The organism is Janthinobacterium sp. GW456P (assembly GCF_002127655.1).
Lineage (GTDB): Bacteria > Pseudomonadota > Gammaproteobacteria > Burkholderiales > Burkholderiaceae_D > Janthinobacterium.
In genome coordinates, this window is sequence record NZ_NEHB01000011.1 from 1 (window position 1) to 13395 (window position 13395).

A 13395-nucleotide genomic window follows, 5' to 3' on the forward strand; every position below is an offset into this window, starting at 1 on the left:
GCCTTTATGCACTTCAACGAGGTCCATCCGCATTCGTCGCTGAAATGGAAATCGCCTCGCATGTTCAGGAGAGAGCTGGCGCGCCGGGCTCAGGAAAGCGGCGCTAACTAGACGATTGGCTGTGTCTGGTTATACGGGGGCAAGATCAATCCTGTGATTATTCCTTACTAATTTACAATTCGACGAAGGACGGCTAGTGGACAAGTGCAGCGTCCGCTTGCGCCCCCAAAGCCGACACTCGCCTAACTTATGTCGAGCCCTGAACCAGTTGGTCCAGTGCTCTCAACAAAGCCAACGATGCCGCAATTTCAAAGCTTCCCTCGTTCGAATCAATGGCATGTGATGACCCATCTACTATCCGAATCAGGAGACCTTCCGTGCTGTATGTACCAAACCTTGCGTGAGGCTGGAATTGTGCCTCGATGCCTCTGTAAACCGCTGCCTTAAATTCCTCAGGGATCCTTGTAGGCGAGACTTCCCATGTGACTGAAAGCGCCGCTTGCGCCTGTTCGACTGACAGGACTACGTGACCGTAGCGATGCATGCCGCCAGCTTGTCGGACGATTAGCCCTTCTCCACGCAGTGGACCTTCAATCTCAAATCTCTTCATTGTTTAGTCACCATCGCCGTTTCCGCCGCTCTGCAAAAGACCGCTCCTGGCCGTCTGCTGTCATGCGCGGTCAACCCAAGCATCTTCGCAACGAACATAAACCACAATTGGAAGGTGTTCCATCGGTTCCGGTTCCGGCATTACGAGATACTCCTCGTCAACTTCATAGTCTAAGGAAGCTTGAATCTCTGTCACCGCACAGCTTAGTGCTTCCAAAGCAGACTCAGGTAAGGCCCCGTCCGTATAGACTCGGAAGCGAACTTTTTGAAACGACGAGTCGAGGTTCAAAGAGATGCTTCTAACTCTCGGAGTGATATCCGTCATCAGCGCGATTTGGGCGACTGCTCTGAGCTGCAATATTTCTGACATGTTTCGATTCTATTCGATTGGCTAGGTCCGCTGTTGGGCGGTTGCCGAAGTTGCCAGGTTCCAACCCGAAGCAGACTTCGGATGCACTCGTCAACTTCGGTGCGTAGCACAATTTTCGGAATAATTAGTTCAGTTCAGCGATAGTATTTTTTATCATCGCTATGTCATATTCTGGTGAACGTCTGGTGAACGTCTGGTGAGCGATAGTTCGGGATACTTTCTTGCGGTCGGCCAAATCATCAAAATTGGTACCTAAAATGCCCAATATGTCTACATACAGGCTTGCTAGTTCCACGTCATCAAACTGAAGTCCATAAATAAAATACCAAGTCGCCTGACGAAGTTCAAGCAAACAATCCCGATGGAGGTTTGGCGAACTCGGCGCAGACTTTGAGCCGGCGATATCCCCTAAAAGGTGCAGACATTTCTCGCGCGCTATGCCAGTACATCCAGGAAGTGCCGCCAAAATCGTCTTGATGACGGAAAGCCCACACGGATATATCACTTTATTTACACCAGTCGCTTCAGATATATCATCGAACGCAAGGTACGCCTGTTCCAGATTCTTTGAATGAATTAAATTCGCTACAGTCGAAGGGGAAAGCACAATCCCAAGATCGCCTTTTTGACTCCAGTCAAGCGTAGACATTTCCCAGGTCTCAATATTCATGCTTAAATTTTAAAAGAATTTAACGGCGGCTTCTGGCCGTAAGCAGCGTCATCATCACAAAGCGGAGTCTTCCGGGTTGACAGTCCAAAATGAACTGCCCGAATGACTACAATCGATGAAGTAATGATGGTTCCTTCGCTTTATAGCGTCTATCGCAGCAATTGCGTCCTCTACAGTCTTGGCATCGGCATGTTTTAGCAATCATTAAGATGAGGAATCGCATCAGCACGCAAGGAGTATGCACAGATACCACATGCTCGATAGCGAACTAGGGTCGCTTTGTCTTTAAGAGCCCGAATACCCAGTTCGAATGCAGTCTGTGAAATGCATGCAAAACGAATCGCATGAAAGACGAGAGCAACGCGGCCTTGCGCTTTTTTTGTACTGTCAAAGGCATCGGCCAAGAACGGCACAATGTCTATACCCAAGGGGCGCAACTGCGTCCAAGCTGCCTCTTGGTCGAGTGCGCTTGTTGTGTCCAACTTCTTTACCAATTCCCTTATTTGCAAATTATCCATGGGCTTCATCGCATATGTATATCGAATGACTGCTCTTGGCCAGAATGAGCCTATCGCCTCATTTTTTCAAGAGCTCTCGATAGTAATCGAAGACGTTATCTTCGTCACCATCTGTGATGATTTTAACCACTCGCCCCCATGGCCAAAAGTTGGTGCCTGACTTCGTTCTAAGTCCTGGGAATTTTTGGCCATTAATCAAAATCATTCCCCACTCCGCGCCATAATTTCTGCGGTACACCTCACCAACATAGCTACCGAACCCCTTGGCAAACAACATCACCTGCTGTTGTGTTGGCCTCGGTGTCTCAGCGATGTAAGAAGCGTTCATCTTTACCAAAACTCTTTCGACATTTTCAATGCTGGCATCACTCCAATCCAGCTGGATACCAAACTGGCTTTTAGCCAAGTCCACGGCATCTAAAGCATAAGCTTCCGCAATTTTTTGGATGTTAGGGTCTGCAACAAAGCTTGGGTTTTCTTGGTCAACCGCACTCACATGGAATGGGAGCATGGCCAAGATAAACGATAGTAGCGTGGTGAAATTTCTCATATTTCTCTTAAAAATGTACTTAAGGCTATGCGTAATGATCGTCCGCTTCTGGCCGATCCCGGCCGCTTGCGAAGTACTGCTCTTGGCCGATTCCACATCTACAATTTCATCGCCGTTCCGTTGAGCTGGTCCATCAACGCATCGAGCTTACGCTCTAGCTTCAAATTAGACGCCCCAATGAAATACCAGATGCAAGCGAAGTTCACGATTGGAATTAACGATAGAACTGTCCAAAGCACTGCGTTCCGTCCTTTATCCTTTGCTAGAAGATAAGCAGAAACTGCCATCATTAGCGACATGAATACGAGCGGAAGAAATGAGACAAACAAGTTTGGGGCGTTGTTTTCCATTAGTTTTATCTAGGTTGGATGGTTTAAAATGCGTTGGAAAGTCGACCTAGTGACACGTCCGAGCAACCTGCTTTAATGCTCCTGAACGGTTGCTTCTGGACGATAGAGGCACCAGAGCATAACGGATTGCCAAGCAGAAAAACTCACAAATTATCACGCTGCGGCGAATGACCGCGTCTGGCCGAACTCTGCATTAGCGCCTAATGATAACATGTTGCCAATCTGGAAAATACCTAGCATTTCACATGCCTTGCGGGGCGGCGGCAAGAACATTCACATCGTCGTCAGCAACGGCGACCTCCAGTGACTGTCCGGCTAAGAGAGATGGTGTCCGGGTTCAAATGCGACTGGGTGTCCAGCTTGGTGTAAGCATCGGTGTCCGGCTTGATGAGAATACTCATCGGTAGCCCGACGACGGCGGCTATGGCCTAATTCCGTCTGGGGTCAAAGACTATTACACTCTCAGTTTATTTGTGCAACAAAACCATTATTTACGGTTCTTTTTTTGGTTTTGCATTCTCTTGTGGTCCAAGAAGGTTATCCACAATGCAAATATCGTTGCGTAAAATAAGATTGCCCGTCCGACATCTCTTTTGTGAAACGGAACTCCGGTAAAAAAACCGCCAACGCGATCAAGAAAATCCATTATCTGGAAGAAAAATGGTTCCTTATTCCCGTTGGGACCTAGCGCAAGAAATCCTGAAGAAAGGTCCAGCAGGTAATAAACGAAGGCAAATACGATAAAACTGCCAACGAATGTTATTAAAAGGGAAATGCACTGTTTCCATTTAATCATCGATTTTTTGCGCAGCACCTCGGCCTTCATGCCGTGGAGGCGAAGCGGAGATCCGCTGCGGTGACTTGCCTGTCGCTCCGTTGTTGCCACCAGTAAATACTCATATCAGTCTGCACGCTGGGTGAGTTTGCTGTGCTGGCCGAACTCGACCGTTCGGACCAGCATAGCAGGTTGTCCGATGGAAAATCTAGCACGCCCTACTACAGACCAGCTTCGACCAAACCACCATCGCGCTTCTAAATTGCATTAGTTCGCTCCTGACTCTTGATACACTGGACTAGCGCTCCTCGGCTCAAAAATTTCCCTGCCATGATTTTCCTCTAGATGCTTTGAAACGCACAAGGGAGTTAACGTTTTCAATGGTTGCCATTCGCCAATTGCATCTTATCCGAAAACCCTGATATGCCAATAAGTTTCTTTCCTTACCTTTCAACGGCAGTTCCCGGCTTCGGATTCAATCAATCCCACCACTTCATCCAGCCAAGATTCAAGTCCGAGCTCTTTTGCAGTTTGGATAAAGCCCTTTTTTATCGATGAAAGATTTTTTCAAACCCGCTGACGTCATGACCGCGCGTGGCCGCGTCATTGCCCCGGGCCGGGAAAGAACGAATATCTCGCAGATCGGCCATAGCGTCAGCGACCTTTTCCATCAAAAAACTTCCTTCCCGCATTTTCATGCGCTTCAATTATGCGCACCGGCCGCACCTGCCCTTTGAACGGCAACCTCAGCCGGTGTCCAGCAGCCGTGTCAGCCGCAGCTGATCGCCAGCAGGCACAAACCACGCAGTTTGCCAGCGCTGCGTGCGCTGCGCCTGGGCGGACTCGGGCACGCACCACGGCGGGTACACGCGCAACGCGCGCTTGCCGCCGGTGCTGGCGCGCGACATCAGTCCCCGCTCGAGCATCACGCTGCGCGGGAAAATGAAAAAACCGTGCCGCGCGCCATCGTCGTCGGCCACGGCGATGACGACGACATCGACGGGGTCCGCCTCATCGAGCGGGGCGATGTCGGCGTCGGGATGGGGACGCTTCCAGACGGTGACGAACTGGCCGGTTTTCGTTGGCGTGGTTTTGGCCACGCGCAAGACCAGGCGCTTGCCGTGCAGTTCGGTGCGGCAAGCGCCGTACTCCGCGCTCTCCGTTTCCGCCACGGGCGCTTGCGGCAAGCCCAGGAAGGCCCAGGGACTGGCTTTCATTGCGCGCTGAACTCGGCTGCGGCCTTGGCCGCCCACAGCGCTTCGGCGTGGCTGGCGAACGGGCTGTCGTAGCCATCGACGTTGCCGTCCTCGTCGACGAAATACAGCCACCACCCGTCAGCCTGCTTACGGATGGCAGTATGGCCCGGTGCGCAATGGGTTTCGACGGCCTGGTCAGCCGACAGGGTGGCGATGGTGATGCCACGGTGAATAATATGGTGGGGTGTCATGGAGAGTACGTCATATAAAAAAATCAATGGCCGTAGTGTAGCCGCACCACCCTGTCCTGGCCAGTGCGCTACACTATTCCTTGATACGGAGGACAACATGGCATCACAGCAAGGCACGGTGGATTTTTTGCTCGACCAGATGGCGGGCGCGGGCGGCATCAGCGCGAAAAAAATGTTTGGCGAGTACGGCCTGTATTGCGACGGCAAGATGTTCGCCATCGTCGCCGACGACGAGCTTTTCATCAAACCGACGGACGCGGGCCGCGCCTGGATCAGCGCGCAAGGTGCGCCGCAGGAAGCGCCGCCCTACCCGCAAGCCAAGCCGTATTTCCTCATCGATGGCGGGCTGTGGGATGAGCGCGACTGGCTGTCGCAGCTGGCGCGGCGCACGGCCGACGCCTTGCCGCAGCCGAAACCCAAGCCGCCGCCCAAGCCAAAAAAACCGGCATCAAGCAGCTAGTACGCTGTTCTCGCACGCCTTGCCTTGGCGGAAGCATGCCAGGTTGTGGTAGGTGATGGCGGCGATTTCGCGCAGCGCCTCGATGGTGAAGAAGCCCTGGTGGCCTGTCACCAGCACGTTCGGGAAGGTCATCAGGCGCTGGAAGACGTCGTCGTCAATGATGTCGGACGAGCGGTCCTGGAAGAACAGATTGCTTTCCTGTTCATACACGTCGATGGCCAATGAGCCCAGCTGGCGCGATTTGAGGGCCTCGATGACAGCGCCCGTGTCGATCAGGCCGCCGCGCGAAGTGTTCACCAGCATGGCGCCCTTCTTCATCAGCGGCAAGGTTGCTTCGCTGATCAGGTGGCGCGTGCTCTCCATCAACGGGCAATGCAGCGAGACGATGTCGGATTCTGCCAGCAACCGCGGCAATTCCACCATCGTGCCCAGCTGCGCGAACGCGGGCGCCGGGTACGGGTCGTGGCCCAGCACCGTGCAGCCGAAGCCCTTGAAAATGCGCGCCGTGGCCAGGCCGATCTTGCCCGTGCCGACGATGCCCACGGTCTTGCCGTGCAAAGTAGCACCCAGCAAGCCATCGAGCGAGAAATTGCCTTCACGCACGCGGGCGTAGGCGCGGTGCGTATGGCGGTTCAGCGTCTGCACCAAGGCCAGCGTGTATTCTGCCACCGCTTCCGGCGAATACGCGGGCACGCGGGCAACGAACAGGCCCAGGCGCCGGGCCGCTTCCAGGTCGAGGTTGTTGTAGCCGGCGCAGCGCAGCAGGATGGCACGCACGCCGTAACCGTGCAGCGCTTCCAGCACTTGCGCGTCGAGCACGTCGTTGACGAAGACGCAGACGGCATCAGCACCCTGCGCCAGGACCACGGTTTCCTGGCTCAGCAAGGCGCTGTGGTAGACCAGTTCAATGCCGGCCGGATCGGGCTGGAACGGCAAGGCTTCGTCGAAGAAGCGGCGGTCATAGGGCTGGCTGGCGAAGAAGGCGATTTTCATGGGGCGTCCTGGCACTTGCTGGATGGCAGAATACCATCATAGCGCAAGCGCCCTGCCCCATGGCGTCCGTCTGGCGCCTTGGCTGCCTATTTGGGCTCGCGGGGCAAGGTCAGTACGTGGCGCAGGTAGGCCGTTTCCTCGGGGTGCTGCGCATGATAGCGCTCGCGCGCAGCGCGCGTGGCCGCCTGATGGGCCACGATGCTGCTTTCCGTCAACTCGACGCCGAAGTCCGCCGGCGGCGGCAACTCGCCGCCAAACAGGCGCGCCAGGATGAAGCGGCCCACATTGTCGCGGTAGTGCGATGCTTCCCAGTAATAGCGCATCGCGCGCGCGCCCGTCACCTGCGGGATAGCCTCGCTGGTGATGCTGTTGAAGCCGGAAAAATCAACCAGGCGCACGTCGCAGCCCTGGCGCCGGTAGCGTCCGGCCATCTGTGCCAGGTCGCGCTGCCATGCTTCCATGGACTCCCACTTGCCACGCCAATACAACGCGTCGAGCGTGAGCGCGTGCGTGGGATTGATGTACAGGCGCAAGCGCGTGCCGCCATGGCACAGCTTGCCGACGCTGACATCGAACGCTTGCAGCGCGGGCGCCGTCGGCCCCAGTCCATCGCCGAATTCCTGCAGGCGCGGCGTGAAAGCGCGCGCCGTGCCGGTCCAGGTACGGTTGCGGCTGGTGAGGCAGGATTCGTCGCGCTGGCCCAGCAAGGCCAGGCTGGACAGGCACACGCCGTCATAGGTGCCGCTGAGGATGCGCCAAGTGTCCTGGGTCATGTCCACGGTCAGGCCGCGCTTGATGTTGAGCAAGGCACGCCGCGCGAAAAACGCGGGGCCGGGGTCTGTCAAACCCGGCTCTACGCCGGCCGAGCCCAGTTCCAGAGAAAACGAAGGCGCGTCGATGCCCCATACCATGGTGTCGACCTGGCTGACCCTGGCCGCGTGCTCGGCCAGGCGGATGGCCTCGCCGATCGAGGCGCCCGAGATGGCGCTGTTAAAGACGCTCTTGCCATCGAACAAAGTACGCATGCTGTTTACCGGCAAACCCATTTCCGTGCGCGAATTGCCGATGTAGACGACGGCGGGCCGGTAGCGCGCCACGGCATACGTCTTGCCCCACACGCTGAGTTTTTCGGTCGTCGGCCGCAATCGCTGCAGCAACGGGCTGTCCCACTGGTGCAGCAAGTAGGGATCGACGCGGTAATTCACGGCGGAGATCAGCACCAGCGCGGTCAGCGCGCAGGCAAAGAAGATGGCGAGGTAGCGGCGGGCGGTGGTATCCATGGTCGGCTTTGAAGGTAGAGAAATGGCGTAGGTGGGGCCTGACATCAACGCCGGATCAGCGGTCCGTCCAGCACCTGCTGCGTATACGCTGCCTCGCGCGCGTGTTCGACGCGATAGCGCTCGCGCGCGGCGCGCGTGGCTGCCTGGTGCGCGTCGACATTGTCCCGCGTCAATTCCACGCCGAAATCGTCCGGCGCCGGCGTGCCGCCGCCGAACAGGCGCGCCAGGATCAAGTGGCCCACATTGTCCCGGTAATGCGACACTTCCCAGTAATAATGCATGTCGGGCTTGCCGCTGACGAGCGGGGTCGCTTCGGTCGTGATGCTGTTAAAGCCGGAAAAATCATACAGACGCACGTCGCAGCCCTGCTGGCGGTGGCGCTCGACGATACGCACCAGGCCGCGCTGCCAGGCCTGCATGGCATCCCACTTGCCGCGCCAGTGCAGCACATACATCGTCAGTGCGTGCGTGGGGTGGATGTACAGGCGCAGGCGCAGGCCTGCCCGGCACAGCTTGCCGATGCTGGCATCAAAGGCCGGCGTCGAAGTCGGCGTCGGCCCCAGGCCATCGCCGAATTCCTGCAGCCGCACGGGTATGGCCTCCTTCGTGCCGAGCCAGTGCGCGATGCCCTTGAGGGTACAGCTCTCGTCGCGCTGCCCGTACACGGCCAGGTTGGAGCGGCAGGTATCGCCGGCATTGCCGGTGAGGATGCGCACGCTGTCCTGCGTCATGTCCAGGGTCAGGCCGCGCTTCAGGTTGACCAGGGCGCGCCGGGCGAAAAAGCCGCGTTCGGCGCCCGTCAGGCTGTCTTCCACGCGCGCCGCCCCCATCTCCAGGGAAAACGTGGGCGCGTCGACGCCCCATACCATGGTGTCGACATGGCTGACCCTGGCCGCATGCTCGGCCAGGCGGATGGCGTCGCCGATCGAGGCGCCGGACACCGCGCTGTTGAACACGCGCTTGCCGTCGAACAAGGCGCGCACGCTTGTCGGCAAGCCCATTTCCGTGCGCGAATTGCCGATGTAGATAATGGCCGGCCGGTAGCGCGCCACGGCATAGGTCTTGGCCCAGGCACCGAGCTTTTCATTCAGCTGGCGCGGCCGCTGCAGCAAGGGACTGTCCCACTGGTGCAGCAGGTAGGGGTCGACCTGGTAGTTCAGCAACGAGATGCCGCCCAGCACCAGGAACACGCAGGCGAAGAAACCGATGACGTAGCGGCGGGCGGCGGTGTCCATGCTCAGAACTGGAAGTAGAGAAATTCGGTGACCCGGTTCATGCCGAAGATGCAGGCGACGAACAGCGCGGCCAGGCCCACGCTCCAGCGCGACGTGGGCCGCCAACTGAACGCCCAGCGCCCCGCAGGCTGAAAGATTCTTTCAATGGCAGGCTCGTAGAGAAAGAATATTTCTTGCGTATTCGGCGCCTTGAAAGCCAGCAGCATCGCCGCCAGCAATACGGGCAAGCCGGGGCCGGCCAGTTCTATCCAGCGGATGCCGTCGAACGCGGGCTGCCAGCCCCATTGCGCCAGGCTGGACGCGTGGCTGGCCAGGCCGCGCGGCAGGCTCACGCCGTTCGCGCCCACCAGCGCGCCCGCGATGTCCCAGGCCGTGGCCACGTCGGGCGCGCGGAAGAATATCCAGGCCAGCATGACGGCAAGAAAAGTCATGACGCCCGGCCACCAGCGCAGCCACCCGTGCCCCGTGGCGCTACCGAATGCGCGCTGCCACGCCTGCTGCAGCACCAAGTACAGGCCGTGCAAGCCCCCCCAGATGACGAAGGTCCAGCCGGCGCCATGCCACAGGCCGCCCAGCAGCATGGTCAGCATCAGGTTGCGGTAGCGCATGGCCTCGCCACGGCGGCTGCCGCCCAGGGGTATGTACAAATAGTCGCGCAGGAAACGCGACAAGGTCATGTGCCAGCGGCGCCAGAAGTCGGCGATATTGGCCGCCTTGTACGGCGAATTGAAGTTCAGCGGCAATTTCACGCCGAACAGGCGCGACAGGCCGATGGCCATATCGGAATAGCCGGAAAAATCGAAATACAGCTGGAAGGTGTAGGCCAGCACGCCGATCCACGCCTCGATCAGGGTCGGCTGGGCGCCGGCCGCGAAGACGGGGATGGCCAGCGGCGACAGGTTGTCGGCGATCAGCACCTTCTTTGCCAGCCCAATCGTGAAGATCGACAGGCCGATGGCGAAATTGACGGCGCGCGGATGGGCATTGGCCGGGTCGGCGAACTGCGGCATCATGTCGCGGTGGTGCAGCACGGGGCCGGCGATCAGGTGGGGAAAGTAACTGACGAACAGCACGTAATGGATGAAGCGGTATTCGCGCACCTCGCCCCGGTAGCAATCGACGAGGAAGGCGATCTGCGTAAAGGTAAAGAACGAGATGCCGATCGGCAGGATGATGTTGAGGCCGTGCCACGGCAGGCTGTCAGTAATGGCACCGGCGGCACCGGCGGCCACGGCGACGGCATTGATGCTGTCGATGAAGAAATTCGCATATTTATAGTACGCGAGCAGCCCCAGGTTCAGCGCCAGCGCCGCCACCAGCACGCGCTTGCGGGCCGCGCCCGCGCTGGCGCCCAACAGGCGCCCGGCGCCGTAATTGACGCAGATCGACGCCAGCAGCAGCGGCAGGTAGCGCACATCCCACCAGGCATAGAAGAACAGCGAGGCCAGCGCCAGCCAGGCGGCTGGTGCCAACGGGCGCCAGCCGAGTGCCAGGCCCCCGCTTGCGCGGTTCCAGCGGTCCAGCAAGAAATAGCCGGCCAGCACAATGGGCAGATAGCCGAACAGAAAGGCGAAGGAGTTAAACAGCATGTTGCCTCCTGGCAGGCAGCGACTGCGCCTGGTAGTAACAATCGACGATCTGCGCCGCCACCCGTTCCCACGTAAAGCGCTCCACCAGCGCCTGCACGCGGCAGCGCTCGGGCGGCTGCGCCAGCAATTCGAGGATGGCCTGGCGCTGCGCGACGCCGTCGTCCCAGCGCACCTTGCGCAGCGCAAACGCGGAATCGGGCAAGTCCAGCGCGCTTTGCGCCGTCATGACGACGGGCGTGCCTGCCGCCAGCGCTTCGAGCACGCTTAAGGGAAACACCTCGCCCTGACTGGGCAAGGCCGCCACAGGCGCCGCATGGTAGGCGCTGGCCAGCAGCGGGTCGGCGTGGTCGAGCGCGCCCAGCCAGCTGACGTACGGCAAGTCCAGCAATTGCTGCAGATACGCCTGCTGTTCGCGCGGCGCGGTACCGATCAGCACCAGCGGCAAGCCGGCGCCGGCCAACGCCTGGGCCAGGCCCAGCTGGTTTTTATACGGTGAAATGCTGCCCACCATCAGCACGAAGGGCCCGGCGATGCCCGTCTCTCGCAAGAACAGGTCGCCATTGGCCGTGAAGAAATGCGGGTTGATCCCGTTCGGCAAGACGTGGATGGCGTCGCCCCCCAAACCAAAGCCCTGCACGATGGCATCGCGCTCGGCCTGGCCCAGGGCGATCACCACATCGGCCAGCTGCAAGGCGCGCCGCGTTTGCGCATAGCTCGTTTGCACCATCCATTCCGTCAGGCGCCCTGCCAGCCGGTCGGCCAGCCGCGCGCGCCAGGCGCTGGCGCGGCCCCAGCCAGGCGACAGCAAGGGCGACAGCACCACGGGCACGCCTTGCTCACTGGCCATTTCCATGATGCGGTAAGTGCCATTGCTCGCCGAAAACACGTGCAACACGTCGAAATCAGCCAGCCGCTCATGGTTGGCGTCCACCAGTTGCACCTCCAGGGGCCGTGCCGGCTGCTTGGGCAACCGGTTCAGCGCGGCAATGGTTTCGCGTACCTGGATCTGCAAGCCGCCGTCGCGCTGGAACAGCATCGGGTAGGACAAGATACCGACACGCATGGTCATCCTTTCGTGCATTTGACGGCCAGCCAGCGGCTGGCCAGCTTGCGTTGCAATAACAGAAATTCGCCAGCGAGCTCATGCTTAAACAGGAACAGACCGGCCAGCCAGCACAGCAAGGTGACCAGCGCCGTGCCTGCCAGCGCCAGCAACGCTGGCGTATCGACAGGCAGCCACAGCAGCGAAGCGACGGGCGCGACGGCGCTACAGCCGCAGAGCAGCAGGCTCTTGCGCAAGGCCCGCGCCAGAATGCGCCAATCGAGTGCGCTCAAGCGCCGCAGGCAGCCGTAATTGAGCCAGCTGCGCAGCACGTTGCTCAGCACCACGGCCCAGGCCACCGCCACCAGGCCGAACGGCGCCGCCGCCAGCAGCAGCGCCACTTTGATGGCGCCAGCCCAGGCATCGAGCCGCACCTGCGCATGCAGCTGGCCCGTCGCCACGAACAGGTAGCGGGCCATGCTGAACATGCTATACACGGCCGAGGACAGGCACATGATGCGGATCAAGGGCACACATCCGATCCATTGCGCGCCGTACAACACTTTGACCAAGGGCAAGGCCATGCAGGCGAGAAAGAGAAAAAACGGCCAGGCCAGCGCCGTCATATAACTGATCGTGCGCAAATACACGCGTTCCGCCCCGCCTTGGCCGCCCCCTTCCCGCGCACGCGCCGCGAACAAGGGAAACACGACGGGAGAAATCGCGCTGGTGATGGCCTGGTTAAAGATATTGAGCACGCTTTGCGCCTTGCCGAACAGGGCCAGGCTTTCAATGCCGATCAGCTTGCCGATGATGAGGTCCGGCGCCGCCACGCCCGCCTCGTCGACGAGGCCGCCCCCCGTCGCATACGCGCCAAAGCGGGCGATATCGCCCATGCCGCGCCGTGCCGGCAGCCACGGCAGTTCGCGGGGCCGCACCAGCAGGCTCACCAGCAGCGAAGCGCAGGAACCGGCCAGCGCCGCCCACACCATGCTCATATAACTGCAGCCCTGCAGCGCCAGCAGCACGGCCACCAGCAGGTTGACGACGCTGTTGGCCGCATTGATGGCGTAGATGGCGCGAAAGCGCAGTTGCCGGCGCAGCATCGGCAAGGTCAAGGCGCTGAACGGAATCAACAGGAAATTGACCGATAGCAAACGCAGCACGAGGGTCAGCCGTGGTTCGTCATAGAAATGCGCGAGCGGCGCGCTGGCCAGCAACACCAGGGCCGCCAGCAGCCAGGCGACGAGCAGGCTGGTGGCCAGCGCGGCCCGCAGTTTCACGGCATCGAGCTGCTTTTCCTGGATCAGGTATTGCCCCACGCCAAAGTCGCGCACCACTTGCGCCAAGGCCACCAGCACGGCCCCCAGCGAATACACACCGACCTCGGCCGGCGTCAGCAGGCGCGACAGCACCATGGTGGCGATAATGCCCAGCAGCAGCACCGTGTATTTTTCGGCAAACGAAAAGAAAAACGAATGGCGGGTGGCGCTCATGCGGGCGGCCC

The 13395-nt window shown here is 59.4% G+C and carries 16 protein-coding genes; 1 reads left to right on the plus strand and 15 read right to left on the minus strand.

The features are described 5' to 3' along the window. Positions 1-247: 247 nt before the first annotated feature. The 9 genes from CBW66_RS29785 to CBW66_RS12185 all read right to left on the minus strand — a co-directional run bounded on the left by CBW66_RS29785 (position 248) and on the right by CBW66_RS12185 (position 5289). Positions 248-610 carry a hypothetical protein gene (locus CBW66_RS29785; protein WP_086137965.1) on the minus strand — a complete coding sequence of 121 codons (363 nt, stop codon included), beginning with the start codon at positions 608-610 and terminating at the stop codon, positions 248-250. Positions 611-670: 60 nt separating this feature from the next. Further along, entirely contained in the window at positions 671-979 is a 309-nt protein-coding gene (locus CBW66_RS28430) for a hypothetical protein (protein ID WP_086137966.1), read from the minus strand. A gap of 124 nt (positions 980-1103) precedes the next feature. Then, positions 1104-1649 carry a hypothetical protein gene (locus CBW66_RS28435; protein ID WP_139841629.1) on the minus strand — a complete coding sequence of 182 codons (546 nt, stop codon included), beginning with the start codon at positions 1647-1649 and terminating at the stop codon, positions 1104-1106. A 194-nt stretch (positions 1650-1843) separates the two neighbouring features. Continuing rightward, positions 1844-2167, minus strand: a complete 324-nt coding sequence (locus CBW66_RS28440; RefSeq protein ID WP_139841630.1) for a hypothetical protein — start codon at positions 2165-2167, stop codon at positions 1844-1846. Between the two features lie 58 nt (positions 2168-2225). Continuing rightward, entirely contained in the window at positions 2226-2717 is a 492-nt protein-coding gene (locus CBW66_RS12165; RefSeq protein WP_139841631.1) for a hypothetical protein, read from the minus strand. 837 nt (positions 2718-3554) lie between these two features. Continuing rightward, positions 3555-3953 carry a hypothetical protein gene (locus CBW66_RS12175; protein WP_139841632.1) on the minus strand — a complete coding sequence of 133 codons (399 nt, stop codon included), beginning with the start codon at positions 3951-3953 and terminating at the stop codon, positions 3555-3557. 437 nt (positions 3954-4390) lie between these two features. Further along, on the minus strand, positions 4391-4513 hold the full coding sequence (locus CBW66_RS29690; protein WP_268992778.1) for a hypothetical protein: 123 nt from the start codon (positions 4511-4513) through the stop codon (positions 4391-4393). Between the two features lie 75 nt (positions 4514-4588). Further along, positions 4589-5059, minus strand: coding sequence for a MepB family protein (locus tag CBW66_RS12180; RefSeq protein WP_086137970.1), 471 nt, complete (start codon positions 5057-5059; stop codon positions 4589-4591). Beyond that, the gene (locus tag CBW66_RS12185) at positions 5056-5289 is read right to left on the minus strand and encodes a hypothetical protein (protein WP_086137971.1); all 234 of its coding nucleotides are present in this window, start codon (positions 5287-5289) and stop codon (positions 5056-5058) included. The genes CBW66_RS12180 and CBW66_RS12185 overlap by 4 nt, the downstream gene beginning before the upstream one ends. 97 nt (positions 5290-5386) lie before the next feature. Here CBW66_RS12185 and CBW66_RS12190 point away from each other — a divergent pair, with 97 nt between their 5' ends. Next, positions 5387-5749 (plus strand): TfoX/Sxy family protein, encoded by a 363-nt coding sequence (locus CBW66_RS12190; RefSeq protein ID WP_086137972.1) that lies wholly within the window; start codon positions 5387-5389, stop codon positions 5747-5749. Here the strand turns inward: CBW66_RS12190 and CBW66_RS12195 are convergent. The 6 genes from CBW66_RS12195 to CBW66_RS12220 all read right to left on the minus strand — a co-directional run bounded on the left by CBW66_RS12195 (position 5738) and on the right by CBW66_RS12220 (position 13384). Beyond that, the gene (locus tag CBW66_RS12195; protein ID WP_086137973.1) at positions 5738-6742 is read right to left on the minus strand and encodes a 2-hydroxyacid dehydrogenase; all 1005 of its coding nucleotides are present in this window, start codon (positions 6740-6742) and stop codon (positions 5738-5740) included. The genes CBW66_RS12190 and CBW66_RS12195 overlap by 12 nt on opposite strands. A gap of 86 nt (positions 6743-6828) precedes the next feature. Beyond that, positions 6829-8022 (minus strand): hypothetical protein, encoded by a 1194-nt coding sequence (locus CBW66_RS12200; RefSeq protein WP_086137974.1) that lies wholly within the window; start codon positions 8020-8022, stop codon positions 6829-6831. Between the two features lie 44 nt (positions 8023-8066). Beyond that, positions 8067-9257, minus strand: a complete 1191-nt coding sequence (locus CBW66_RS12205) for a hypothetical protein (protein WP_086137975.1) — start codon at positions 9255-9257, stop codon at positions 8067-8069. A gap of 2 nt (positions 9258-9259) precedes the next feature. Then, positions 9260-10846: an MBOAT family protein gene (locus tag CBW66_RS12210; RefSeq protein WP_086137976.1), complete on the minus strand. Its 1587-nt coding sequence runs from the start codon at positions 10844-10846 to the stop codon at positions 9260-9262. Next, positions 10836-11909, minus strand: a complete 1074-nt coding sequence (locus CBW66_RS12215) for a glycosyltransferase family 4 protein (RefSeq protein ID WP_230492301.1) — start codon at positions 11907-11909, stop codon at positions 10836-10838. Before CBW66_RS12215 ends, CBW66_RS12210 begins: the two co-directional genes overlap by 11 nt. 2 nt (positions 11910-11911) lie before the next feature. Further along, a complete protein-coding gene (locus CBW66_RS12220; protein ID WP_086137978.1) occupies positions 11912-13384 on the minus strand; it encodes an oligosaccharide flippase family protein in 1473 nt (490 codons plus the stop codon). Positions 13385-13395: the final 11 nt, after the last annotated feature.

What these genes read in the sequence shown, in the direction of transcription:
- CBW66_RS29785 (WP_086137965.1), bottom strand. Translation starts at nt 610, where the DNA reads ATGAAGAGATTTGAGATTGAAGGTCCACTGCGTGGAGAAGGGCTAATC.
- CBW66_RS28430 (WP_086137966.1), bottom strand. Translation starts at nt 979, where the DNA reads ATGTCAGAAATATTGCAGCTCAGAGCAGTCGCCCAAATCGCGCTGATG.
- CBW66_RS28435 (WP_139841629.1), bottom strand. Translation starts at nt 1,649, where the DNA reads ATGAATATTGAGACCTGGGAAATGTCTACGCTTGACTGGAGTCAAAAA.
- CBW66_RS28440 (WP_139841630.1), bottom strand. Translation starts at nt 2,167, where the DNA reads ATGGATAATTTGCAAATAAGGGAATTGGTAAAGAAGTTGGACACAACA.
- CBW66_RS12165 (WP_139841631.1), bottom strand. Translation starts at nt 2,717, where the DNA reads ATGAGAAATTTCACCACGCTACTATCGTTTATCTTGGCCATGCTCCCA.
- CBW66_RS29690 (WP_268992778.1), bottom strand. Translation starts at nt 4,513, where the DNA reads ATGGAAAAGGTCGCTGACGCTATGGCCGATCTGCGAGATATTCGTTCT.
- CBW66_RS12180 (WP_086137970.1), bottom strand. Translation starts at nt 5,059, where the DNA reads ATGAAAGCCAGTCCCTGGGCCTTCCTGGGCTTGCCGCAAGCGCCCGTG.
- CBW66_RS12185 (WP_086137971.1), bottom strand. Translation starts at nt 5,289, where the DNA reads ATGACACCCCACCATATTATTCACCGTGGCATCACCATCGCCACCCTG.
- CBW66_RS12190 (WP_086137972.1), top strand. Translation starts at nt 5,387, where the DNA reads ATGGCATCACAGCAAGGCACGGTGGATTTTTTGCTCGACCAGATGGCG.
- CBW66_RS12195 (WP_086137973.1), bottom strand. Translation starts at nt 6,742, where the DNA reads ATGAAAATCGCCTTCTTCGCCAGCCAGCCCTATGACCGCCGCTTCTTC.
- CBW66_RS12200 (WP_086137974.1), bottom strand. Translation starts at nt 8,022, where the DNA reads ATGGATACCACCGCCCGCCGCTACCTCGCCATCTTCTTTGCCTGCGCG.
- CBW66_RS12205 (WP_086137975.1), bottom strand. Translation starts at nt 9,257, where the DNA reads ATGGACACCGCCGCCCGCCGCTACGTCATCGGTTTCTTCGCCTGCGTG.
- CBW66_RS12210 (WP_086137976.1), bottom strand. Translation starts at nt 10,846, where the DNA reads ATGCTGTTTAACTCCTTCGCCTTTCTGTTCGGCTATCTGCCCATTGTG.
- CBW66_RS12215 (WP_230492301.1), bottom strand. Translation starts at nt 11,909, where the DNA reads ATGCGTGTCGGTATCTTGTCCTACCCGATGCTGTTCCAGCGCGACGGC.
- CBW66_RS12220 (WP_086137978.1), bottom strand. Translation starts at nt 13,384, where the DNA reads ATGAGCGCCACCCGCCATTCGTTTTTCTTTTCGTTTGCCGAAAAATAC.